22 protein-coding genes are annotated in these 21,937 nt (G+C 62.7%); 10 read left to right on the forward strand and 12 right to left on the reverse strand.

All coding sequences use genetic code 11. The features are described from left to right. The first annotated feature begins 265 nt into the window (after positions 1 to 265). From fliL to fliR, 7 genes are all read left to right on the forward strand, one after another. Positions 266 to 769 (forward strand): flagellar basal body-associated protein FliL, encoded by a 504-nt coding sequence (fliL, locus tag PPGU16_RS15785; RefSeq protein WP_180720932.1) that lies wholly within the window; start codon positions 266 to 268, stop codon positions 767 to 769. Between the two features lie 65 nt (positions 770 to 834). Continuing rightward, positions 835 to 1,833, forward strand: coding sequence for a flagellar motor switch protein FliM (fliM, locus tag PPGU16_RS15790; protein ID WP_180720934.1), 999 nt, complete (start codon positions 835 to 837; stop codon positions 1,831 to 1,833). After that, positions 1,826 to 2,290, forward strand: coding sequence for a flagellar motor switch protein FliN (gene fliN, locus PPGU16_RS15795; RefSeq protein ID WP_035991507.1), 465 nt, complete (start codon positions 1,826 to 1,828; stop codon positions 2,288 to 2,290). Before fliM ends, fliN begins: the two co-directional genes overlap by 8 nt. Beyond that, positions 2,287 to 2,895, forward strand: a complete 609-nt coding sequence (gene fliO, locus PPGU16_RS15800; protein WP_180720936.1) for a flagellar biosynthetic protein FliO — start codon at positions 2,287 to 2,289, stop codon at positions 2,893 to 2,895. The genes fliN and fliO overlap by 4 nt, the downstream gene beginning before the upstream one ends. Before the next feature lie 98 nt (positions 2,896 to 2,993). Continuing rightward, positions 2,994 to 3,764: a flagellar type III secretion system pore protein FliP gene (fliP, locus tag PPGU16_RS15805; RefSeq protein ID WP_180720937.1), complete on the forward strand. Its 771-nt coding sequence runs from the start codon at positions 2,994 to 2,996 to the stop codon at positions 3,762 to 3,764. Positions 3,765 to 3,786: 22 nt separating this feature from the next. Then, a complete protein-coding gene (fliQ, locus tag PPGU16_RS15810; RefSeq protein WP_180720939.1) occupies positions 3,787 to 4,056 on the forward strand; it encodes a flagellar biosynthesis protein FliQ in 270 nt (89 codons plus the stop codon). Positions 4,057 to 4,087: 31 nt separating this feature from the next. After that, a complete protein-coding gene (fliR, locus tag PPGU16_RS15815; RefSeq protein WP_180720940.1) occupies positions 4,088 to 4,870 on the forward strand; it encodes a flagellar biosynthetic protein FliR in 783 nt (260 codons plus the stop codon). Between the two features lie 844 nt (positions 4,871 to 5,714). Here fliR and flgL read toward each other — a convergent pair. From flgL to PPGU16_RS15875, 12 genes are all read right to left on the reverse strand, one after another. Continuing rightward, a complete protein-coding gene (gene flgL, locus PPGU16_RS15820; protein WP_180720941.1) occupies positions 5,715 to 6,935 on the reverse strand; it encodes a flagellar hook-associated protein FlgL in 1,221 nt (406 codons plus the stop codon). Positions 6,936 to 6,949: 14 nt separating this feature from the next. Next, positions 6,950 to 8,923 (reverse strand): flagellar hook-associated protein FlgK, encoded by a 1,974-nt coding sequence (flgK, locus tag PPGU16_RS15825; RefSeq protein WP_180720943.1) that lies wholly within the window; start codon positions 8,921 to 8,923, stop codon positions 6,950 to 6,952. 917 nt (positions 8,924 to 9,840) lie between these two features. After that, complete coding sequence (locus tag PPGU16_RS15830) at positions 9,841 to 10,590, reverse strand: flagellar brake protein (RefSeq protein ID WP_180722646.1); 750 nt, start codon at positions 10,588 to 10,590, stop codon at positions 9,841 to 9,843. A 419-nt stretch (positions 10,591 to 11,009) separates the two neighbouring features. After that, entirely contained in the window at positions 11,010 to 11,942 is a 933-nt protein-coding gene (gene flgJ / locus PPGU16_RS15835; RefSeq protein WP_180720944.1) for a flagellar assembly peptidoglycan hydrolase FlgJ, read from the reverse strand. Positions 11,943 to 11,954: 12 nt separating this feature from the next. Further along, a complete protein-coding gene (locus tag PPGU16_RS15840; RefSeq protein WP_224033004.1) occupies positions 11,955 to 13,142 on the reverse strand; it encodes a flagellar basal body P-ring protein FlgI in 1,188 nt (395 codons plus the stop codon). Between the two features lie 2 nt (positions 13,143 to 13,144). Beyond that, positions 13,145 to 13,855: a flagellar basal body L-ring protein FlgH gene (gene flgH / locus PPGU16_RS15845; protein WP_180720946.1), complete on the reverse strand. Its 711-nt coding sequence runs from the start codon at positions 13,853 to 13,855 to the stop codon at positions 13,145 to 13,147. A 50-nt stretch (positions 13,856 to 13,905) separates the two neighbouring features. After that, positions 13,906 to 14,694, reverse strand: coding sequence for a flagellar basal-body rod protein FlgG (gene flgG, locus PPGU16_RS15850; protein ID WP_180720947.1), 789 nt, complete (start codon positions 14,692 to 14,694; stop codon positions 13,906 to 13,908). Positions 14,695 to 14,746: 52 nt separating this feature from the next. After that, complete coding sequence (gene flgF / locus PPGU16_RS15855) at positions 14,747 to 15,505, reverse strand: flagellar basal-body rod protein FlgF (protein WP_180720949.1); 759 nt, start codon at positions 15,503 to 15,505, stop codon at positions 14,747 to 14,749. Positions 15,506 to 15,527: 22 nt separating this feature from the next. After that, positions 15,528 to 17,036 carry a flagellar hook protein FlgE gene (locus PPGU16_RS15860; protein ID WP_180720951.1) on the reverse strand — a complete coding sequence of 503 codons (1,509 nt, stop codon included), beginning with the start codon at positions 17,034 to 17,036 and terminating at the stop codon, positions 15,528 to 15,530. 33 nt (positions 17,037 to 17,069) lie between these two features. Further along, positions 17,070 to 17,786, reverse strand: a complete 717-nt coding sequence (locus PPGU16_RS15865; RefSeq protein ID WP_180720953.1) for a flagellar hook assembly protein FlgD — start codon at positions 17,784 to 17,786, stop codon at positions 17,070 to 17,072. An 11-nt stretch (positions 17,787 to 17,797) separates the two neighbouring features. Next, complete coding sequence (gene flgC / locus PPGU16_RS15870) at positions 17,798 to 18,223, reverse strand: flagellar basal body rod protein FlgC (RefSeq protein ID WP_180720954.1); 426 nt, start codon at positions 18,221 to 18,223, stop codon at positions 17,798 to 17,800. A 108-nt stretch (positions 18,224 to 18,331) separates the two neighbouring features. Next, on the reverse strand, positions 18,332 to 18,823 hold the full coding sequence (locus PPGU16_RS15875) for a flagellar basal body rod protein FlgB (protein ID WP_180720956.1): 492 nt from the start codon (positions 18,821 to 18,823) through the stop codon (positions 18,332 to 18,334). 242 nt (positions 18,824 to 19,065) lie between these two features. Here PPGU16_RS15875 and flgA point away from each other — a divergent pair, with 242 nt between their 5' ends. From flgA to PPGU16_RS15890, 3 genes are all read left to right on the forward strand, one after another. Continuing rightward, positions 19,066 to 20,337 (forward strand): flagellar basal body P-ring formation chaperone FlgA, encoded by a 1,272-nt coding sequence (gene flgA, locus PPGU16_RS15880; protein ID WP_180720958.1) that lies wholly within the window; start codon positions 19,066 to 19,068, stop codon positions 20,335 to 20,337. A 105-nt stretch (positions 20,338 to 20,442) separates the two neighbouring features. Continuing rightward, a complete protein-coding gene (flgM, locus tag PPGU16_RS15885) occupies positions 20,443 to 20,778 on the forward strand; it encodes a flagellar biosynthesis anti-sigma factor FlgM (RefSeq protein ID WP_180720959.1) in 336 nt (111 codons plus the stop codon). A gap of 98 nt (positions 20,779 to 20,876) precedes the next feature. After that, positions 20,877 to 21,323 carry a flagella synthesis protein FlgN gene (locus tag PPGU16_RS15890; protein WP_180720961.1) on the forward strand — a complete coding sequence of 149 codons (447 nt, stop codon included), beginning with the start codon at positions 20,877 to 20,879 and terminating at the stop codon, positions 21,321 to 21,323. The last annotated feature ends 614 nt before the right edge of the window (positions 21,324 to 21,937 follow it).

A 21,937-nucleotide genomic window follows, 5' to 3' on the forward strand; every position in this document is an offset into this window, starting at 1 on the left:
TTTCTTTGCAGCAGCAAAGAAAAGTAGGTGCCGCCCCGCACAGGGGCAACGCATGAAAACCGAAAACATCACGCGGATGCCAGCGCGACGGCAAACCGCGGATGCCAGCGCAACGGCAAACCGCAGAAAGCCTGCGCAGCAAAAACAAAACCACCCCCCGACAGGCAAACACACGAGCTAACCCTGAATATCCCTTCTTTTCGACCCATCGCAGCAGCGTCGGACACCTGAAAATTCAACCTACAGCATTGAGGCAATCAATTCCATGGCAACCACGACCGCAAACCAGCAAGCCAACGCGAAGCCCTCCTCTCCGGGCCTCGTCAAGCGCATCTTGGTGATCCTGCTGATCGTACTGGTCGCGGCAGGCGTAGCCGGCGCCGCCACCTGGTTCTTCATGTCGAAGCGCGCGCCCGCCGCCGCGACGGCAGCAGCGCCGACGCCCGCGCCTGTACCGATTTTCTTTCCGCTCGAATCGATGACGGTGAACCTGCAGTCCGACGACGGCCAGCAGCACTACCTGCGCATCGGTCTGACGCTGAAGCTTGCCGATCAGAAAGTGCAGGAACATCTGACCGAACACATGCCCGAAGTCCGCAGCCGCGTGCTGCTCGCGCTGTCGAACAAGCATCCCGAAGAACTCGCGACGCTCGACGGCAAGAAAGCACTCGCCACGGAACTCGAGAAGCTGATCGAAGAGCCGACCGAGGCCAACGGTCAACCCGTGCACGTCTCCGACGTGCTGTTCACCGAATTCGTCGTCCAGTAATAGCGCATTGCGCTGACTGATTTGATTTCCAACCGCGCCATCGAAGGGACGTACGAGGAATAGGAATGGGCCACGAAGAGTTCATGTCCCAGGAGGAGGTCGATGCCCTCCTCAAGGGCGTCACCGGCGAGTCCGACTCGCAGTCCGATCAGGGCGATCGGTCCGGTGTACGTCCGTACAACATCGCGACGCAGGAACGCATCGTTCGCGGCCGGATGCCCGGCCTCGAAATCATCAACGACCGGTTCGCGCGTCTGTTGCGCGTCGGCATCTTCAACTTCATGCGGCGCACGGCGGAAATTTCCGTCGGCCCGGTGAAGGTGCAGAAGTACAGCGAGTTCACGCGCAACCTGCCGATCCCGACGAACCTGAACCTCGTCCACGTGAAGCCTCTGCGCGGCACGTCGCTGTTCGTGTTCGATCCGAACCTCGTGTTCTTCGTGGTCGACAACCTGTTCGGCGGCGACGGGCGTTTTCATACGCGCGTCGAAGGCCGCGACTTCACGCAAACCGAGCAGCGCATCATCAGCAAACTGCTGGGGCTCGTGTTCGAGCACTACACGACGGCATGGAAGAGCGTGCGGCCGCTGCAGTTCGAATACGTGCGTTCGGAAATGCATACGCAGTTCGCCAACGTCGCGACGCCGAACGAAATCGTGATCGTCACGCAGTTCTCGATCGAATTCGGACCGACGGGCGGCACGCTGCACATCTGCATGCCGTACTCGATGATCGAGCCGATCCGCGACGTGCTGTCCTCGCCGATCCAGGGTGAAGCGCTCGAAGTGGACCGCCGCTGGGTGCGCGTGCTGTCGCAGCAGGTGCAGGCAGCCGAAGTGGAACTGACGGCGGATCTCGCGCAGGTCCCCGTCACGTTCCACGAGATTCTCAACATGAAGGCGGGCGACGTGCTGCCCATCAACATTCCCGAGCACATCACGGCGAAGGTCGACGGCGTGCCGGTGATGGAATGCGGCTACGGAATTTTCAATGGTCAATACGCATTGCGCGTGCAGAAGATGATCAGCGCAGCGGAACAGATGAAGGAAGCGGGATATGACTGAGCTGAACTCGACACCCGATATGGACATGCCGGAAGAGTCGAAGGTGAATGATCCGTTGCCCGGCTCGGGCGCCGAAGAAGCGGCCCTCGACGATTGGGCGAGCGCGCTCGCCGAGCAGAACGACAACACGTCCGTGAGCGCCACCACGGCGGGCGTGTTCCAGCCGCTGTCGAAGGTCGAGCCGTCGACGACGCGCAACGACATCGACATGATCCTGGACATTCCCGTCCAGATGACGGTCGAGCTGGGCCGCACGAAGATCGCGATCCGCAACCTGCTGCAACTGGCGCAGGGTTCCGTCGTCGAACTCGATGGTCTCGCGGGTGAGCCGATGGACGTGCTGGTCAACGGCTGCCTGATCGCGCAGGGCGAAGTGGTGGTCGTGAACGACAAGTTCGGTATCCGTCTGACCGACATCATCACGCCGTCCGAGCGTATCCGGAAGCTGAACCGATGAAACACGCAGTAACCCGGGCCGCGTCTCACGGGAGCGGCATGCCGCTGCCGCGCCGCGCCCGTTTCATGTCGACGGTGGGCGTGCTCTGCGCCAGTGCATGTAATTTCGCGCACGCCGCCGATATGAATGCCGTCAACAACGCCGCGAAGATCGCTTCTAGCGTCGGCGCGGGAACAGCGGTGCCGTCGCTCGGCGTCGGCGCCGTGCTGCAGACGATCGTCGGTCTTGCCGTCGTGATCGGTCTCGTGTTCGGCTTCGCATGGCTCGCGCGCCGCTTCGGCCTGCAACCGGGCCAGCGCGGCGGGATCGTTAAGACGATCGGCGGCACGTCGCTCGGCGGCAAGGAGCGCGTGGCCGTCGTCGAGATCGGCGATACGTGGCTCGTGCTGGGCGCTGCGCCCGGCAACGTGCGCCTGCTGCATACGATGCCCGCCGGCTCCGCCTCGGGCGCAACCCTTCCCACCGGCACGCCTTTTTCAGTGCCCGGCGCATCCAATCCCGGCGGCCCGGTCCAGTTGAGCGGCACCTTCGGACAACGCTTTCGCGACGCGCTCAAAAACGAAGCGGCCAAACGTTTCCAGCGACGCGCGAGCGGAGAACAGTAATGCAGTACGACCGATCTGACGTGCAGCGCGGCTGCGCTGTGACTTCCCACGTCCTTTCACAGGCATCCACGCCTGTATCAGAGCAGGCTCCCGCTTCGATGAAAAAGCGCATCCTGAAGGGCGCCGCGCTGATCGCGCCGCTCGCCGTGCCCGCGCTGCTGTTTGCGCTGCCGACGCTGTCGCATGCGCAGGCCAACGGTCTGCCCGCCTTCAACACGAGCCCCGGCCCGAACGGCGGCACGACGTACTCGCTGAGCGTGCAGACGATGCTGCTGCTCACGATGCTGTCGTTCCTGCCCGCGATGGTGTTGATGATGACGAGCTTCACGCGCATCATCATCGTGCTGTCGCTGCTGCGTCAGGCGATCGGCACGCCGACTACGCCGCCCAACCAGGTGGTCGTCGGCCTCGCGTTGTTTCTCACGCTGTTCGTGATGACGCCCGTGCTCGACAAGGCGTACACCGATGGCTACAAGCCCTTCTCCGAAGGCACGATCCAGATGGACGAGGCCGTGAAGCGCGGCGTCGCGCCGTTCAAGGCGTTCATGCTGAAGCAGACTCGCGAAAGCGATCTCGCGCTGTTCGCGCGCATCTCGCACGCCGCGCCGATGCAGGGTCCGGAAGACGTGCCGCTGTCGCTGCTGGTGCCGTCGTTCGTGACGAGCGAGCTGAAGACGGGTTTTCAGATTGGCTTCACGGTGTTCATTCCGTTCGTGATCATCGACATGGTGGTGGCGAGCGTGCTGATGTCGATGGGCATGATGATGATTTCGCCCGCGACCATTTCGCTGCCGTTCAAGCTGATGCTGTTCGTGCTGGTCGACGGCTGGCAATTGATCATCGGCTCGCTTGCGCAGAGCTTCGTCTGAATTTCGCAGGGAGAATCACGCCATGACGCCGGAAACCGTCACCACGATCGCGCACGAAGCGATGTACATTGCGTTGCTGCTGGCTGCGCCGCCGCTGTTCGTGGGGCTCGTGGTCGGTCTCGTCGTGAGCCTGTTCCAGGCTGCGACGCAGATCAACGAATCCACGCTGTCGTTCATTCCGAAGCTGTTCGCGATCGCCGTGACGCTGGTGCTGATTGGTCCGTGGATGCTCGCGAAGCTGCTTGACTACACGCGCCACATGTTCACGAGCATTCCGACGCTTGCCAACTGAGCGCCCTTCTCTTTCCTTCATTCGACGCGCGATGTTTTCCGTCACCTACGAACAGCTGAACGTTTGGCTTACCGCGTTCCTGTGGCCGTTCGTGCGGATTCTCGCGATGATGGCGACGGCGCCTGCGTTCGGCGACAAGTCGTTGCCGACTCGCGTGAAGATCGGGCTGGCGGGTTTTATTACGCTGATCATTGCGCCGACTATCGGTGCGTTGCCGCAGGTGACGGTGTTCTCCGCGCAGGGCGTGTGGATCATCGTCAACCAGTTTCTGATCGGCGCGGCGCTCGGTTTTACGATGCAACTCGTGTTCGGTGCGATTCAGGCCGCCGGCGACATCATGGGCATGAGCATGGGGCTCGGGTTCGCGACGTTCTTCGATCCGCATGCTGCGGGGTCGACGGATGTGATGTCGCGGTATATGAACATGCTCGCGATTTTGACTTTTCTCGCGGTTGATGGGCATTTGCAGGTGTTGTCTGCGCTGATTCAGACGTTTCAGGCGTTGCCTGTGTCGGCGAATGTGCTTGGGGCGAATGGTTGGCGAGTGCTCGCCGGGTGGGGGAGCACTGTGATCAGTGCGGCTCTGCTTTTGTCTTTGCCTATTGTCACGGCGCTGCTTATCACTAATCTTGCGCTCGGGATTCTTAATCGGGCTGCGCCGCAGATTGGGGTTTTTCAGGTTGGGCTGCCTGTCACCGTGATTACCGGGTTGCTGCTGATTCAGTTGATGTTGCCCAATATGATGCCCTTCTTTGTCCGGTTGTTTGAAAGTGGGATCGATCAGATGGGGCGGGTGGTGGCTGGGTTGAGGTGAGGGTTTTTGCTGTTTGGTTTTGGGTTTTGGGTTTTGGGTTTTGGGGCTTTTCGCTGGCATCCGCGGTTTGTTATTGGTCCGCACGCGTTGCCCCTGTGCGGGGCGGCACCTACTTTTCTTTGCCGCCGCAAAGAAAAGTAGGCAAAAGAAAGCGGCTCACACCGCCAGTTCTTGTTCCTGCCTGAGGGCCCCCACAGGTTCTTACACTTCACACGGCAACTTTCCTGTTCGCGTGCGTTGCCAACGTTCTCTCTGTACGCCTCACCCGCTTCGCGCGCCCGCATCACCGCATCCCGCGCCAGATAGTCCACCGCCGCCCATGCGGCAAACTGTGTGTCGGCCGCAGTACCTCACACGCCTCACTCCGGACCGATAGCACGCGCATACCGCGATGTAAGAGCGCCAGGCTATACCACGCGACAACCTACACACAGTTTGCCACCTGGGCGGCGCATACCGTTTGCTGCCGTCTGCCGTTGTATGGGTGCCTGAAGTGGGTGATGCGCTTGTTCGAAGCGTTGGCAACGAGCACCGGCGAGGGCACTGTCGTGTGAAGGATGGGGACGTTGGGGGCCCGTGGATAAGAACACGGGCTGGCGGTGTGAGCCGCTTTCTTTTGCCTACTTTTCTTTGCGGCGGCAAAGAAAAGTAGGTGCCGCCCCGCACAGGGGCAACGCGTGAAGCACGCTAACAAAACGCGGATGCCAGCGCAAACACAAGCAAACCACCCCAACGTCGCAAGACAAAAAAAACGCCCAACCCTCATTCAAAAGAGTCAGGCGTCTCACACCTACAAAAAGTCAAAAAGCAAAAAACAAAAACCTAAAATGAAGAACGAAAAAAATCAGTTCCCGATGTAATCGAACAACGACAACTTCTGAATCATCGAAAACCCCTGCTGCGCTGCCTGCAGCGAAAACTGCGTCATCGTGTACTTACTGATCACCGACGTCAGATCCGTCTGCGTCAAATCTGCAAGATTACTCGTCGTCTGCAACGAGTTCGTCTGCGTCACCGTCTGCAGTGCCTCGATCTCCTGCTCGCGACCGCCCACCGACGTCTGGATCGACGTCACGTTGTTCATCGTGTTATGCAACTGCGTCATCGCCGTGCCCAGCGCGTTCGTCAGGTTCGCCTGGCCACCCGTGCCCGTAACGGGCGCTTGCAGCGCGGCAATCACGCTGTCCAGGTTCGCGAACACATCCTTGCTCGATTGCGCCGCAGGCGTCACCGAGAACGCATCGCCCGCATTGGGCGTGCCGGAAATCGTCACGCTCTGGCCGCCGCCGCCAAGCGAAATCGCCTGGCCGGCCGCGAAGGTCTGCGGTGCGGTCGTCGTCGACGCGGTGGTGTCGGTGATCGTGTAAGTCGTCGACGACGTGAAGTTGATCGTGTACTTGTGCTGGTTCGTCGGATCGGTCGGATTGCTCACCGACACATTGCCGATCGTGCCCGTGCCCGTGTTGGCCGAGTTGCCCGCCGTCACGGGCGCGCTGCCCGCCGGAGAAATGCTCAGGAACACCGCCTGGCCCGTATCGCCGATCGCGATGTTGCGCGTGCCCGTCACCTGCACGTTCTGCACGCCATTGTCGCCGTTGTACTGAACCGCGCCGCTCGAATTGATCGAGAACGGCGGCGTCGCAGCCTGATAGCCGGCGTACAGATAGTTGCCCGAGCCGTCAGTGCCGTTCGCGAGACCCATCAGCTGGTTGCGCAGGCCCTGCAACTGCGTCGCGATCGCGCCGCGGTCACCGTCGTTGAGCGAGCCGTCGCCCGCACGCACGAGCTGCGTGCTGATCGACGTCAACACGTTGTTGATGCTGGAGAGCGAACCGTCCTCGGATTGCAGCGCGGCAAGCGCGGTGTTCTGGTTGTCGGCGTACTGCGACAGCGTCGCGCCCTGCATGCTGAGCTGCACCGCCTGCGCCGCGCCGACCGGGTTGTCCGACGGCGTCGCGAGGCTCACGCCGCTCGACAGTTGCTGATACAGCGACGCGAGCGTGGATTGCTGATCGTCCATCGTCTGGACGTTCATGCCGAAGTATTGCGTAGTAGAGATGCGCATAGTCGTTCAACGCCTCAATTGAAAATGCCGAGGATCGTCTGGAACAGCGTCTGGGCCGTCTGGATGACCTTGCTGTTCGCCTGATACAGCTGCTGGTATTGCAGCAGGTTCGCCGCTTCCTCGTTGATGTTCACGCCGGAGATCGACTGCTGCGCAGTCGTGATCTGCGTCACGAGCGACGTCTGCGATTTGCTCGACGCCTGGATCTGGTTCGTCTGGTTGCCGATGTCGTTCACGTAGTTCGCGTACGAGTCGGTCAGCGTGAGCGTGCCGTTGCCCATCGACTTCGCCGTCACGAGGTTCGAGATCGACTGCGCGTTGCGGCCGTCCTTGCCGCCCGCCGGGTTCGGCGCGATCGTGAAGGTGTCGCCGTTCGCGGGCGAGCCCGTGATCTGCAGTGACACGTTGTTGATCGTGCTGCCCGTGATCGTCATCGACGCGCCCATGGCCGGGTTGTACGGCACATTAGGCGTCGCTGCCGTGATGTTGTACGAGGTCGGCGGCGTGCCGTCGATGGTCACGGTCGAGCCGACCGGGAAGCCGGAGATCGATCCCGTCGTCGAGTCGTACGTCAGCGTGGTGGTCGTGTTCGGCAACGTGTAGCCCGCCGATACCGTGCCCTGCGTGACCGTCGACGTGCCCGTATTCGACGAACCCTTCGAAACCAGAACCGGCGACGAAGCCGCGATGGCCGCGCCGTCGCTCGTAGTCAGCCCGAAGCCGTTCAGCGCGCCGCGGGTCGGCTCGACGGTGAACGAATCGCCGGGGTTCATGGTGCCCGACAGCGAGAACTGCATGCCGCCGATCGGGTTGGTCAGGTTGGCCGCCTGGCCGACGACCTGGCCCGTGTCGCGATTCGTGAGCGTGTAGTTCGAGCCGTCATACGACAGCGTGTAGTCGCCCGATACGGGTTGCGACGGATTGGACAGCGAAGCGCCCAGCGTCGCGCCGCCCGTGTTCTTCAGGTTCGCGAAGATAGTCGGATTGCCGACCGTGAACAGCGCGCCGCCCTTGTTGCCGTTCAGGTCGATACCGAGCGAATTCTGCGCGTTGACCTGCGCGGCGAAGCTCGTCGCGATCGCGCCGAGTTGCGCTTCAGCGGGATCGAGCGTCTGACTGCGGAACGTCATCAGCCCACCGATCTGCCCTCCCAGCTGGACGCTGTCGGGCAGGATTTGCGGCGTCGTCGTTCCGGCCTGGCTCGCAAGACCTGCGTAGGCAACGGCCGTTTCCGTCGGGTCCGACGGCGAGGTGACGGTTGTGAGATTGAAGCTCTTGTCGGCGACGACGAGCGGCTGGCCGTTGCCCATGAACACGCTGTAGCCGCTATCGCCCTGCACGACCTGCACGCCGACGAGTTGCGACAGATTCGACACGGCGAGATCGCGCTGGTCGAGCAGCTGGTTGGGCGGCTGGCCTTGAGCGCTCAGCGACTGGATCTGCGAATTCAGTTGCGCGATTTGCGCGCTGTACGTGTTGATCTGCTTGACCGTGTCGCCGATCTGCGTGTTGACGCTGGTGCGCAGCTGGTCGTACTGGTCGCCTGCCGCGTTGATCTGGTCCGCCAACGATTGCGCGGTGCTGATGGCGCTTTGGCGCATCGCGGGATTCGACGCATCGTTCGCGACGTTCTGCATTCCGGTGAAGTACGACGTGATCGCGCTCGAAATGCCCGAGGTCGGATTGCCGACCATATTGTTGAGCTGCGCGATCAGGTTGTAGTACGTGTTGAGCGAACCGGACTGCGACTGCGCGTTGTTCAGCTCGGTCGTCAGGTACTGGCTGTACTGGCGCTGGATGGTCGTAGTCGACACGCCGCTGCCGAGATAGCCGGAGCCCGTGTACTGTCCGCTCGATTCCGAGTAGACGGGACGCTCGACGGAATAGCCAGGCGTCGCCTGGTTGGAGATGTTCTGACCCGTAGTCGTCAGGCCCCATTGGGCTGCGTTGAGTCCACTAAGGCCGATGCTAAAAAGGTTACTCGACATGCGTCATCCTGAAAGACGGCGTAAGGGGCGGTGCGTGGGGCACCGCCAGGTTGACCGAACAATTTGTATATCGGCGTTCTGGCGGGAAGATTGAGGGCGGGAAGGGCTTTTTTGCGCGGAGCGCCCCAGTTTTTTTATTGCGCGGAGCGCTGGATGGGGTTTTGATTTTGTCTTCGACGAAGGGCGTGTTGTTTTTGCTTTTTCGCTGGCATCCGCTCGATGTTATTGGTCTGCATGCGTTGCCCCTGTGCGGGGCGGCACCTACTTTTCTTTGCCGCCGCAAAGAAAAGTAGGCAAAAGAAAGCGGCTCACACCGCCAGCACGTGTTCTTATCCACGGGCCCCCAACGTTCCCACATTTCACACAGCAGTGCCCTGGTCGGTGCTCGTTGCCAACGCTCTGAATGAGCGCCTCACCCGCTTCAGGCACCCGTACAACGGCCAGCGGCAGCGAATGATATGTGCCGCCCAGGTGGCAAACTGTGTGTAGGTTGTCGCGTCGTAAAGGGTAGCGCTCTTACAGGGTGGAGCGCGTGCGTTATCGGTCCGGAGTGGGGCGTGTGAAGCACCAAGGGCCTACACACAGTTTGCCACCTGGGCGGCCGTGGACTATCTGGCATGGCACGCTGTGATGCGGGTGCGTGAAGTGGGTGAGGCGTACTGAGAGGACGTTGGCAACGGGCGCGGACTGGCGCGTTACCGTTTGAAGCGTAAGACCCTGTGGGGGCCCTCAGGCAAACACACGCACTGGCGGTGTGAGCCGCTTTCTTTTGCCTACTTTTCTTTGCGGCGGCAAAGAAAAGTAGGTGCCGCCCCGCACAGGGGCAACGCGTGAAGCACGCTAACAAATCGCGGATGCCAGCGAAAACGCAAGCAGACCACCCAGCGTCGCAGACAGCAAACCAAAAACCTTAAACCTTAAACCCTGGCCAACGACCGCCGTTTCATTTCCAACTGAGTAATCAACCGCTGCAGCGTATTCTCAGCATTCCCCGGCAGGGACAAAAACCGAAACCCCAGCGTATAACGCTGCGTGCCGTTAGGCAGATCCACCGCCCGATTCGACATCAATTCCAGATCGAGCTGCAACGTCCCCAGCGACCCAAGAATCACTTCGGTATCCAGCAACTGAACCCCATGCTCGAGCGTGGACACACGCTCATCGCTGGTACGCATCGCCATGCCGCCCAGCGACAGATCCTGCACTTCGAACCGGAACCCTTCCCCATCCGGCAAGCGCCCGCGGCAAATATACGGATCCAGCAACGGCGCATCGACGCGGAAATACTCACGCCGCTGCACGTAATACAAAACCTCAGGGAAATCGGCCTCGAACGAAGGCCGCCCTTCGAACGTCGTTTCACGCGGCGTCTGCGTGACGAAATGGACGCGCACGCCGTCGGGCGTCGCATGGAAATGGCCCTCGGGCGAAGTCAGCAGCCCACGGTTCTGCTCGGCAAGCGCGCCCCAGTCGAACGTGAAGGTGCGCTCTCGCACGTCCACTTCGAGGATCTTCGTCACGAGCTGGCCGCCCTTGTACTGCACGGTCAGAAAATCGCCGCGATTGAGCAGATTGCGCAGTTGCACACCGATCTCAAGCGGATTGCGGCGGCCGAAGTCGACGCCTTCCATCTCGCGGTTGTCACCATTCGACTGGGTGGTATTCATGGCCTTGCCAATTTCTCTTCGTTCTTGCGGGCACGTCGCGAAAGCACCGCCGGCCGGTGCTCGGCACGGCCTGCATACGTCGCGAAACACGCGTGGGTCCGGAATTCTTCGCACCATTCCGGTATCGGGTCTGACTGTTTAGCGGCAGCGTCGGCCCAAAGTTTAGACCGGTTTTACGAAATATTTTCCGCAAACGTTTGACACCGCAACGAAGACAGGATACGCGAAATCTGCTCGCGGCCCGAAAGTGGCAAAAGACAAGAACTGGAAGAAAAGCGGCTCGAGCCAACCGCACCCGGCGGCCAGCCCGTCCGTCTGATTCTGCGACATGGCCCCGTCGCCGGCATGATGCTTTTGAAGCGCCGCGTAACTACGACGCGTAACGGAAACGGGCGCGGCTCGCGCCACGCCTGCGCGCGTCACACCATTTTTTGCATGATCGAAATCAGCTTCTTCGCGTAGTGCGGATCGGTCGCGTAACCGGCGCGCTGCATGCCCTGCGCAAAGCCGTTCACGTCGCGCGACGAATTGATCACCTGCGCATAACGCGGGTTCGACTTCAGGAAGCTCGCGTAGTCGGTCATCGCTTCCTCGTACGAATCGTACGCACGGAATTTCTCGACCACGCGTTGCGGGCGGCCGTTGATGTACTCGGTCGTGACCGTCGCGACAGTCTTGCCGTTCCAGTCGTCGGTGGCCTTGATGCCGAAGATGTTGTGGCTCGTCGTGCCGTCCGTCTTGCGGATCTCGCGCTTGCCCCAGCCCGATTCGAGCGCGGCCTGGCCGATGATGAAGCGCGCCGGAATGCCCGTCGCGGCGCTCGCCGCCTGCGCCGGCGCAGCGAGCTTGTCGACGAAGGCATCCACCTTGTCCGACGAGCCGTCGCCACGCACGGCCGGCGTCAACGCGCTGTTCGCCGAATAGCCGCGGCCCATCTTCAGTGCGCCGTTGTTCGCCGGGTTCGAGTACGCCTTCGCCAGCGCATTCAACGCGACGTTGTTGCCCGCGTTCGTATCGTCGGGGGACATGCCGGAGTTGCGCATCAACTGCTTGAGCATCGCGTCGGCGACGCCAATGCCTTTCGACGACATCTGCTGCGAGAGCTGCTGGTCCATCATCGACGTGAAGGTGGCCGTGTCGTGCGAGTCGAACGGACCGTCGGACGGCGTCGCGTCACGCATGCTCTTCAGCATCATCTGCGTAAAGACGGCGTCGAACTGCTTGGCCGCCGACTTCATCGCCTCGCGCGGATTCGCCGCTGCCTGCGCGCGCATCGCGTCGAAGCCCTGCGTGTCGAGCGCGAAGCGATTGGTCAGATCGTTTGCGGCGTTGCGCGTCGTGTCGGAGTTCATTCTGGTTGTTCCTTAGATGATCTCGAGATCGGCTCGCAGCGCACCCGCTGCCTTCATCGCCTGGAGAATCGACATCAGATCGGCGGGCGTCGCGCCGAGCGCGTTGAGCGCCTTCACGACGTCCGCGAGGTTCGCGCCCGCGCTCACCATCTTGAGCGCGCCGTTGTCCTGCTTCAGCGCGATCTGCGACTGCTGCGCAACGACCGTCTGACCGTTCGAGAACGCGCCCGGCTGGCTCACCACCGGCTGCGTGTTGACGATCACCGACAGGTTGCCGTGCGCCACCGCGCAAGTCTGCAACGTCACCATCTGGTTCATCACGATCGAGCCGGTGCGCGCGTTCAGGATCACCTTCGCGGCAGCCTGCGCGGGCTTCACATCGAGGTTCTGCAACTGCGCCATGAACTGCACCTGCTGCGCCGGATCGGTCGGCGCGCGCAACTGGATCGTGCGGCCGTCGAGCGCGACCGCCGTGCCGAAGCCAAAGGTGTTGTTGATCGCCGACGTGATGCGCTGCGTCGTGTCGTAGTCCATGTCGTTCAGGTCGAGCTGCATCGTGCCCGCCTGCGAAATCGTAGTCGGCACCGAGCGTTCGACGATCGCACCGCCCGCGATGCGGCCCGCCGCAAGCTGGTTCACCTGCACCTTGCTGCCGTTCGCGCTGGCACCTGCGCCGCCGACGGCCATGTTGCCCTGCGCAAGCGCATAGACCTGGCCGTCCGCGCCCTTGAGCGGCGTGAGCAGCAGCGTGCCGCCGCGCAGGCTCTTGGCGTTGCCGAGCGACGAGACGGTCACGTCGAGCGCTTCGCCGGGCCGCGCGAACGCGGGCAGCGACGCCGTCACCATCACGGCTGCGACGTTCTTCAGCTGCATGCTGGAGAGCGAATTGTTGCTGGAGTTCGAACCCGCCTGCTGGTTGTTGATCGAGATGCCGAGGTTCGCGAGCATGTTCGCGAGCGTCTGCGTCGTGAACGGCGTCTGCGTGGTCTGGTCGCCCGTGCCGTCGAGACCGACGACGAGGCCATAGCCGATCAGCGGGTTGTCACGCACGCCCTGGATCTGCACGAGGTCCTTCAGGCGTTCCGCATGAGCGACGTGCGTCGTCACGGGCAGCGCGGCGCACGCGAGCGCAACCACGGCGAACGCGCGAGCGGCGAACCCGGAAACGGACGTCAGGCGGAGAAAAGAGAAGGTACGCATGATCAGAACGGCGCGACGTTGAGGAAGAAGCGTTGCAGCCAGCTCATGTCCTGGGATTCGTTGATATAGCCTTTGGCTGAGTATTCGATCTTCGCGTCCGCGACCTGGGTCGAGTAAACCGCGTTCAGGCTGCTGATCGTGTTCGGGTTGACGACACCCGAGAAACGCACGAATTCGTTGCCCTGGTTGATCAGCATCTGCTTTTCGCCGCTCACGAGCAGATTGCCGTTCGGCTGTACGCCGATCACCGTGACGGTGATCACGCCGCTGAACGTGTTCGACGCATTGGCGCCGCCCGTCGCCTTGAACGTGTTGGCGCCCGTCGCGTCGAGGTTCACCTTGCCGAACAGACCGCCGAGAAAGCCTGCCGTCGGCACGCCGAACTTGGTCTCGCCGTTGCGGTTCGTGTTCGCACCCGAAGACTTCGTCGCGTTGATGTTTTCGGAGATGACGATGGTCAGGATGTCGCCGACATTGCGCGGACGCTGGTCTTCGAACAGCGGCCGGCCAGCGTAACCCGGGTTGTAGATCGAGCCGGGCGTCTGCAGCGACGGCGGCGGCGGCGGCACGGCCGTCATCGGTTGCTGGGTGATCGGCTCCCTCGGCACGAGCGCGCAGCCGCCGAGCGCGGCTGCGAGCACGCCAGCGCAGGCGAGCATCGATGCTGCTCGCGTGCGGCGCAGAGGAATCTGGGTTCGAATGAGGTGCGACATCTTGGTTACCGCCTAAGTGTTTCCGACTTTCAGCCTTGCGATCAGCCTGCTTAAACCGGCATCTGGCTGAGCGTCTGCAGCATCTGGTCGGAGGTCGTCACGGCCTTGCTGTTGATTTCGTACGCGCGCTGCGTCTGGATCATGTTCACCAGTTCCTGCACGACGTTCACGTTCGACGCTTCGACATAGCCCTGATTCAGCGTGCCGGCGCCGTTCAGACCCGGCGTCGCGACGTTCGGCGTGCCCGACGAGGTCGTTTCCTGGAACAGGTTTTCGCCCTTCGCATCGAGACCCGTCGGGTTGATGAACGTGGCGATCTGCAACGAGCCGATCTGCGTCGTCGCCGTCGAGCCTGCCGTCGTCACCGACACCACGCCGTCGCTGCCGATCGTGAGCGACGTCGCGTTCTGCGGAATCGTGATCGCGGGAAGCACCTGATAGCCGCTCGACGTGACGAGCTGGCCCTGCGAGTTGGTCTGGAACGAGCCGTCGCGCGTGTACGCGGTCGTGCCATCCGGCATCTGCACCTGGAAGAAGCCCTGGCCGTTGATCGCGACGTCCTTCGAGTTGCCCGTCTGCTGCAGGTTGCCCTGCGTGTACAGACGTTCGGTCGCAACCTGTTGCACGCCCGTGCCGAGCTGGATGCCCGACGGCAATTCGGTCTGCTGCGTCGAGTTCGCGCCCGGCTGGCGGATCGTCTGATACAGCAGATCTTCGAACACGGCGCGCGAGCCCTTGAAGCCGTTCGTGCTGACGTTCGCGAGGTTGTTCGAGATCGTGTCCATCTGCGCCTGTTGCGCATTCATGCCCGTGGCGGCGATATAGAGTGAGCGGTTCACTTGTTTCTCTCCGTGGAAGCGCGTTCTGCGTTCCGTAAAATCTGCGTCGGGATTAGCTGAAGTTCAGCAGCTTGTTGGCCGACTGTTCGTTCTGGTCAGCGGACTCGATCATCTTGGTCTGCATCTGGAACTGGCGGGCGTTGGTGATCATCGAGACCATCGCCGACACCGGGTTCACGTTGCTGCCTTCGAGTGCCCCTGCCGTCACGACCACAGCGGGATCGGCATCGGCGGGATTGCCGTCGCTCGTGTGAAAGAGCCCGTCATTGCCGCGTGTGAGCGCGCCAGGCGCGGGATTCACCAGCTTCAGCTGATCGACGAGCGCGATCGTCGTGGCAGGGTCGCCCGGCATCAGCGCCGTTACCGTGCCGTCCTTGCCGATCGTCACCTGCGCGCCGGGCGGAATCGACACGGGGCCGCCGCCGCCCACCACGGGCATGTTGCTGGCATTCACGAGCTGGCCGTTTTCGTCGACGTGCAGGTTGCCTGCGCGCGTGTACGCTTCCTGGCCGTCGGGCGTCAGCACCGACAGCCAGCCCGGGCCCTGGATTGCGACGTCGAGCGGGTTGCCCGTCTGCTGGATCGGGCCGGGCGTGTAGTCCGCGCCCGGCGTCGACGACAGCACGAAAGTGCGCGTGGTGTCGTCCTGAATCGTGCTGCCGTCGCCGAACGCCATCGGCACGGCGCGGAACGTCGCGAGCTGGGCCTTGAAGCCCGTGGTCGAGGTGTTCGCGAGGTTGTTCGCGACCACGGCCTGCTGTTCGAGCGCCTGGGTCGCGCCCGACATCGCGGTGTATATGAGCCGGTCCATGATGGTGTCGGTGCGTCAGCTATTACAGGTTGATCAGCGTCTGGTCGACGGCCTGCTGGGTCTTGATCGTCTGCGCATTCGCCTGGTAATCGCGTTGCGCCGTGATCAGGTTCACCAGCTCGCTCGTCAGGTCGACGTTCGAGTTTTCCGTCGCGCCGCCTTGCAGCACGCCGTGGTTCGTCGAACCCGGCGCCGCGATCACTGCGACGCCAGAAGCTGCCGTTGCCTGAAATTCGTTGTTGCCGAGGTTGATCAGGCCGTTCTGGTTCGCGAACGTCGCCAGTGCGACCTGGCCGAGCGCCGCCGTCTGGTTGTTCGAGTAGTTGCCCGTGATGATGCCGTCGGCGCCGACCGAGAAGCTCGTCAGCTGACCCGCCGCGAAACCGTCTTGCGTCAGCGAGTTGACACCGTCCTTGCTGCCGAACTGCGTCGTGCCGGCGATGTTCAGCGTCAGACCTTGCGGCGTTGCCGAGCCGTCCGAGTTCGGGATCGAGAAGTTGAATGCGAACAGCGTCGAGGTCGGGTTGCCCGATGCATCGAGCGTGCTGACCAGATTGCCCGACGTGTCGAACTTCGCGGTGCCGATCTTGGTGGTCGGGACGCTGCCGTCCTTGCCTGCATACACGTCCCACGAACCGGCCGCCGTCTTCACGAAGTACATGTCGACCTGCTGCTTGCCGCCCAGCGAGTCATAGACGGGCACCGACGTCGAGTAGGTGTACGTCGCGCTGTTGTTCGGGTCGAAAGCGAGCGGCGTCGGCGTGACCGTTACCGCGTCGCCCGTGGCCGGCGTGCCGGCAAGCGTGATCGTTTCGCCGTTGCCGAGCTTGATCGGCGAGTTGGCGGAGTACGTGCCCGTTACGCTCGAGCCGTCGCTGCCCGTCACCGTGTAGGCCGTCGGGCTGGTGAAGGTGACCGTGTACGTGTTGGCGTTCGTGCCCTGCGTTCCGTCCGTGATCGACACGCCGTTGTTCGTCAACGTGCCCGTGTTGGTCCCGGCGAAGGTCGCGGTAGGCGTGCCCAGCGCGAGCTTGTCCTGCGCGTTCAGGTTCAGGCCAGCCGTGATGCCCTTGGTGGCCGTCGGCGGAATATTGGCCGTCGGCACCTGCAGCGGCACCGTGCCCGCCGTGTTGACGACGCCGTTCGCGTTCGCCGCGTAGCCCATCAGCTTCAGGCCGTCGGCGTTGACGATGTAGCCGTTCTTGTCGAGCTGGAACACGCCGTTGCGCGAGTATGTCACCGAGCCGTTGTTCGACATCTGGAAGAAGCCGTTGCCGTTGATGGCGACGTGCAGCGCGATGTCGTCGTTCGTGATCGTGCCTTGCGAGAAGTTCTGCTCGACTTCCGACATGCGCGTGCCAATGCCGATCTGGTTGTTGACGGCCGTGGCGACCGAGTTCGCGTACATGTCCGCGAACTGCGCCGCACCTTGCTTGAAGCCGACGGTATTCGCGTTGGCGATGTTGTTGCCGATGACGTCGAGGTCGCTCGATGCGCCTGCCAGTCCGCTCAATCCTTGCTGGTAACCCATGACGGTCTCCGTATCTGCTGAAGCTGAATGCGTTTAGATGATGGCGGCGACCGACGTCAGGCCGACCGTCTTGCCGTTAGAGAGGACGAGGCCCGGCGTGCCGTCCGGCTGCTTGATGACGCCCTGCACCGTGGCCGCCGACAGCGTGGCCGGCGAAGCCGTGCCGTTTGCCGTCGTGCTGCTCGCGGTGAACGTGTAGGTGCCGTCGGGCAGCGCGTTGCCGGCCGTGTCGACGGGCGTCCAGCCGATCGGAATCGTGCCTGCCGACTGCTTGCCGAGGTCGATCGTGTTGACGATCTGGCCGGCCGAGTTCTTGACCGTGACCTGCACGTCCGTCGCGTCGTTCGCGAGCGTGACGCCGAAGCCCGTTGCCTTGCCCGATGCCACCGAGAAACTGTCGCCCGGGGCGAGCACCGTGGCGCTGATGAGGCTCGCGGCCTGGGTCTGCTGGTTCGTCGTCAGTTGCGTGGCGAGCGACGTCAGCGACGTGTTCAGCTGCGCGATACCCGTCACCGTATTGATCTGGGCCAACTGCGAGGTCATCTGCGAGCTGTCCATCGGGTTGGTCGGGTCCTGGTTCTTCATCTGCGCGATGAGCAGCTGCAAGAACGTGTTCTGCAGGTCGCTGCCCGACGTCGCGCTGGACGACGAGCTCGATGACGACGACGCACTGCTCGTGCCGTTCATCGTATCGAGCAACGTCTGCGAAACAGTCGCGCCGTTGTTGCCGATTGTGGATTGCGTAGTCAAGGAAACTCTCCTCAGGTTCCGATCGTGAGCGTCTTCAGCATCAGCTGTTTCGCGGTGTTGAGCGTTTCGACGTTGGCCTGGTAAGAGCGCGAGGCCGAAATCATGTTGACCATTTCCTGCACCGGGTCGACGTTCGGCATCTGGACGTAACCGTTTGCGTCAGCGGCCGGGTTGCCCGGGTCGTAGGACGTCTTCATGGGCGTCGGGTCGTCGATGACGCCCGTCACCTGCACGCCGCCGACCTGCTGGCCCGAGCCCGTGCGCGCGCCGCCGATCGGATTGACGGCGAACACGACCTGCTTCGCCTTGTACGGCTTGCCGTCCGGGCCCGTCGTACTGTCGGCGTTCGCGAGGTTCGACGCAGTCACGTTCAGGCGTTGTGCTTGCGCGGACATCGCCGAACCGGCGACGTTGAAAATGTTCATCAGGGATGGCATGGCTTTCGACCTCTCTTGCCGGCGCACCGGCGTCTAATCCCGTAGCGTTGTTGGTTTTTAGCGTTGATCCAGCGCGCTGCCCTCTATATGGAAGGCGGCGCCATGTCGTTAACCGTTCGACGTGATCGCCGACAGCATCGACTTGATCTGTTGCGACAGCACCGTCATGCCGGACTCGAAGTGCAGCGAGTTGTCGGCGAACTGCACGCGCTCGGCGTCGAGATCGACCGTGTTGCCGTCGAGCGAAGGCTGCGACGGAATGCGGTAGCCCACCTTGCCGAAGTCGTCGGCCGGACCGCCTGTCGGAATGAGGCGCGCCTTGCCCGTCATGTGGCCCGGCTCCGTCGCGGCCATCGACATGCCTTGCGACACACCCGCCGGCTGCGTCATCGCGAGCGGCGCGTTGTTCGAGGCGCCCGCCGTCGAGCCGCCGCTTTTCTTCAGCGCGCCCGCGAGCGACGAAGCGAAGTCGACATCGCGCGCCTTGTAGCCAGGCGTATCGGAGTTCGCGATATTCGACGACAGCAGTTCCTGCCGATAGGCGCGCACATCGAGCGCCTGGCGGCCAAAGGCAAATTCGGCATCGAGTTTGTCCAGCATTGGGTTCTCCGTGGAACGGTCCGTGGCTTCCCGTTTCGCGCCGACGATTCGCCTTGTTCGGTAAGAAGCGTTTCGACTGCGTTGGCCGGGATGGCCTTTTTGCATGTGGTGAATTGTGCGGGCGGTGCGCAAGTCTTAATCGGACGAATAGCCGGGGAAGGACGCCTCTATTCACCGTTTGCACGGGAGGCGCGATCTCTAGAATGCGATTCGTACCTATGCATCAATGAAGGAGTCAGACCATGCCCTTGCCCGTCACCGCTTCACGCGATGCTCGCCGTCCGGGCGCGCGTGCTGCCCGGACGCTGTCGGCGATGGCGCTGGTCAGCGCTTGCGCGGCCGCATCCATTGCGCATGCGCAAGAGAACAACGGACCGATCGTCATTGCCGGACCCGGCGAGAAGAACCCCGCCGATCTGCAGGCACTGGCGGAGCGGATCAACACGCCTGCGCCCGCCGCAGCACCGCGCGCGAGTGTGCCGGCGCCGATGGTTGCGCCTGCAACGCTCGCCGCGAATCCTCGCGACGAGGCGGACCGTTTCGCGAAAGCCGCGCATGCGGATGGCGCGATCGTGATTCCGGGCGCGGGTGAGACGTCGGCGCAGCAAGGTGTTGCCGCCGCGCCTGCCAACAGGATTGTGAATGCGGGTGCGCCGGGCATGATGCGCGTCAGCCTGCAACCGGCATCGCGTCAGGTGATGCCCGTCGTGGTCGCGCCGGCTCAGGCCGCAGCGCGACCGACGGCGGGTGTTCAGCCGATTGCGGTGAATCCCGCTACCGGCACTGCCGCAGCGGCGCAGTTGCGCGCCGCGGCCGCGGTGCCGCCTGCTGCCGCGCAGACTCAGGCTCAGGCTCAGGCCGCCGCGCAACCGGCGGCGCCCGTACCGGCCGGACAGCAGGACGGCGAAGCGATCCGCCGCGCCGCGCTTGCGTATTTGCAACAGCAGTCGGCGGGATTGCCGGGCAAGGTCGACATCACCGTCGCGACGGTGTTTCCGCGCGGCCTTGCCGCGTGCACGACGCTCGAACCGTTCCTGCCGACGGGCGCGCGCGTCTGGGGCCGCACGACGGTCGGCGTGCGCTGCTCGGGCGAGCATCCGTGGACGCTGTATCTGCAGGCCAAGGTGTCGATCCACGCGACCTACTTTCTCGCTTCGCGCTCGATTGCGCCGGGCGAGCTGCTGTCCGCCGCCGACCTCATCGCCCGCGATGGCGACCTGACGCTGCTGCCGCAAGCCGTCATCACCGATCCGGCGCAGGCTGTCGGTTCGGTGTCGCTGATGCGGGTGTCGGCGGGGCTGCCGCTGCGCCGGGACATGCTGAAGAGCGCGGACTCGGTGACGATCGGTCAATCGGTGAAGGTGGTAGCGCAGGGTGACGGTTTTGCGATTTCGTCGGAAGGCAGCGCGATGAACAACGCGTCGCCGGGCCAGCCGGTGCGGGTGAAGACGGCGAATGGGCAGATCATCCAGGGCATCGTGAAGGACGGCGGAACCGTCGTGATCCAGCTCTGACGGGTGTTACCGGTGGTTACAACTTGAAAAACGTGTCGGATCGATTGACCTAAAGTTCGATGGGTGAATGCCGTTAATTCATTCAAATCGTTCAGGAAGCCAATCGTGAAAGTTGATTCCACTACCCATTCAGGCCTGCAGACGTTGAAAGACGGGCTGCAGCGCACGCAGCAAGGCGACGCCGCCACGACGGGCGGCGCAGGTACGTCGACGGCCACGGGCGCGTCGGGCGACGCCAATGTGAATCTGTCGGGGCTGTCGTCGCATTTGCACAGCCTCGCGAGCGCCGGTTCGTCGGATATCGACACGGCGCATGTCGAGTCGATCAAGCAGGCGATCAAAAACGGTACGTTGACGATCGACTCCGGCAAGATCGCCGATGGCGTGCTGGCGACGGCGCGCGACCTGTTGCAGAAGAAGAGCCAGTCGTCCGGCAACTGATGGACGCACCGATGGACGGTGCGGCGTGTGCCGGGCGGTATTTGTGACAAATCCGGTTTGCGTGTTGCGCGAGCCGGTGCCTAGCGAGTTGCTTTGTGATGAAAGACGCCCTGCTTGCCACCGTCATCGACGAATATTCCGCTGTGGAGCTGTTTGCTTCTGTCCTCGCTGCCGAGGAGAGGGCGCTGACCACGGTGCATCCCATCGACACGCTGCCGCCCATCGTCGAAAAGAAGATGGAGCTGGTGGAGCGGCTCTCCACGCTGGAGAAGGCGCGAGATTCGCAACTCGCTGAGTTGGGGTATCCGGCGGGATGGAAGGGGATGGAGCTGGCTGTTGCTGCTGATTCTCGTCTGGCGACGCAGTGGTCTTTGTTGCAGAAGGCTGTTGAGCGGGCTCGGCGGTTCAATACGACCAATGGTGCTTTGATTCGTACTCGCATGGAGTACAACCGGCGGGCGCTCGCCGCTCTGAACGTGGCTGTTGGGCCCGAGCGAGGCGCGTTGTATGGGCCCGATGGGCGGGTTCCAGCGTTTGGAATGTGAGTTTTTTTGAAGGGGTTCTCCCCCTTCTTTATCCCCGTTTTTTTTGGTTTTTACTTGGCCGGTGCTCGTTGAGAGTATCGGCTTTTTGGTTTTTGGTTTTGGTTTTTGCTTGTCTGCGACGCTGGGTGGTTTGCTGTGCGTTTGCGCTGGCATCCGCGATTTGCTTCTGGTTCGCAAGCGTTGCCCCTGTGCGGGGCGGCACCTACTTTTCTTTGCCGCCGCAAAGAAAAGTAGGCAAAAGAAAGCGGCTCACACCGCCAGCCCGTGTTCCTATTCACGGGCCCCCAACGTCCCCATCCCTCACACGGCAGTGCCCCAGTCAGTGCTCGTTGCCAACGCTTCGAATAAGCGCCTCACCCGCTTCAAACATCCGTAGTCGGGCCAGCGGCAGCGTACGGTATGCGCCGCCCAGGTGGCAAACTGTGTGTAGGCCGTAGTACTCCACACGCCTCACTTCGGACCGAAAGCGCACACGCTCCACCATGTAAGAGCGCCAAGCTATATGACGCGACAACCTACACACAGTTTGCCACCTGGGCGGCCGTGGACTATCTGGCACGGCGTGCTGTATTGCGGGAGCGTGAAGCGGGTGAGGCGCACTGCAAGAGCGCTGG

The sequence above is a fragment of the Paraburkholderia largidicola genome (assembly GCF_013426895.1).
In the GTDB taxonomy this organism is placed as follows: domain Bacteria; phylum Pseudomonadota; class Gammaproteobacteria; order Burkholderiales; family Burkholderiaceae; genus Paraburkholderia; species Paraburkholderia largidicola.

Bases quoted from the DNA above. Each gene is read 5' to 3' on its own strand.
- fliL (WP_180720932.1), top strand. From the start codon at position 266: ATGGCAACCACGACCGCAAACCAGCAAGCCAACGCGAAGCCCTCCTCT.
- fliM (WP_180720934.1), top strand. From the start codon at position 835: ATGGGCCACGAAGAGTTCATGTCCCAGGAGGAGGTCGATGCCCTCCTC.
- fliN (WP_035991507.1), top strand. From the start codon at position 1,826: ATGACTGAGCTGAACTCGACACCCGATATGGACATGCCGGAAGAGTCG.
- fliO (WP_180720936.1), top strand. From the start codon at position 2,287: ATGAAACACGCAGTAACCCGGGCCGCGTCTCACGGGAGCGGCATGCCG.
- fliP (WP_180720937.1), top strand. From the start codon at position 2,994: ATGAAAAAGCGCATCCTGAAGGGCGCCGCGCTGATCGCGCCGCTCGCC.
- fliQ (WP_180720939.1), top strand. From the start codon at position 3,787: ATGACGCCGGAAACCGTCACCACGATCGCGCACGAAGCGATGTACATT.
- fliR (WP_180720940.1), top strand. From the start codon at position 4,088: ATGTTTTCCGTCACCTACGAACAGCTGAACGTTTGGCTTACCGCGTTC.
- flgL (WP_180720941.1), bottom strand. From the start codon at position 6,935: ATGCGCATCTCTACTACGCAATACTTCGGCATGAACGTCCAGACGATG.
- flgK (WP_180720943.1), bottom strand. From the start codon at position 8,923: ATGTCGAGTAACCTTTTTAGCATCGGCCTTAGTGGACTCAACGCAGCC.
- PPGU16_RS15830 (WP_180722646.1), bottom strand. From the start codon at position 10,590: ATGAATACCACCCAGTCGAATGGTGACAACCGCGAGATGGAAGGCGTC.
- flgJ (WP_180720944.1), bottom strand. From the start codon at position 11,942: ATGAACTCCGACACGACGCGCAACGCCGCAAACGATCTGACCAATCGC.
- PPGU16_RS15840 (WP_224033004.1), bottom strand. From the start codon at position 13,142: ATGCGTACCTTCTCTTTTCTCCGCCTGACGTCCGTTTCCGGGTTCGCC.
- flgH (WP_180720946.1), bottom strand. From the start codon at position 13,855: ATGTCGCACCTCATTCGAACCCAGATTCCTCTGCGCCGCACGCGAGCA.
- flgF (WP_180720949.1), bottom strand. From the start codon at position 15,505: ATGGACCGGCTCATATACACCGCGATGTCGGGCGCGACCCAGGCGCTC.
- PPGU16_RS15860 (WP_180720951.1), bottom strand. From the start codon at position 17,036: ATGGGTTACCAGCAAGGATTGAGCGGACTGGCAGGCGCATCGAGCGAC.
- flgC (WP_180720954.1), bottom strand. From the start codon at position 18,223: ATGCCATCCCTGATGAACATTTTCAACGTCGCCGGTTCGGCGATGTCC.
- PPGU16_RS15875 (WP_180720956.1), bottom strand. From the start codon at position 18,823: ATGCTGGACAAACTCGATGCCGAATTTGCCTTTGGCCGCCAGGCGCTC.
- flgA (WP_180720958.1), top strand. From the start codon at position 19,066: ATGCCCTTGCCCGTCACCGCTTCACGCGATGCTCGCCGTCCGGGCGCG.
- PPGU16_RS15890 (WP_180720961.1), top strand. From the start codon at position 20,877: ATGAAAGACGCCCTGCTTGCCACCGTCATCGACGAATATTCCGCTGTG.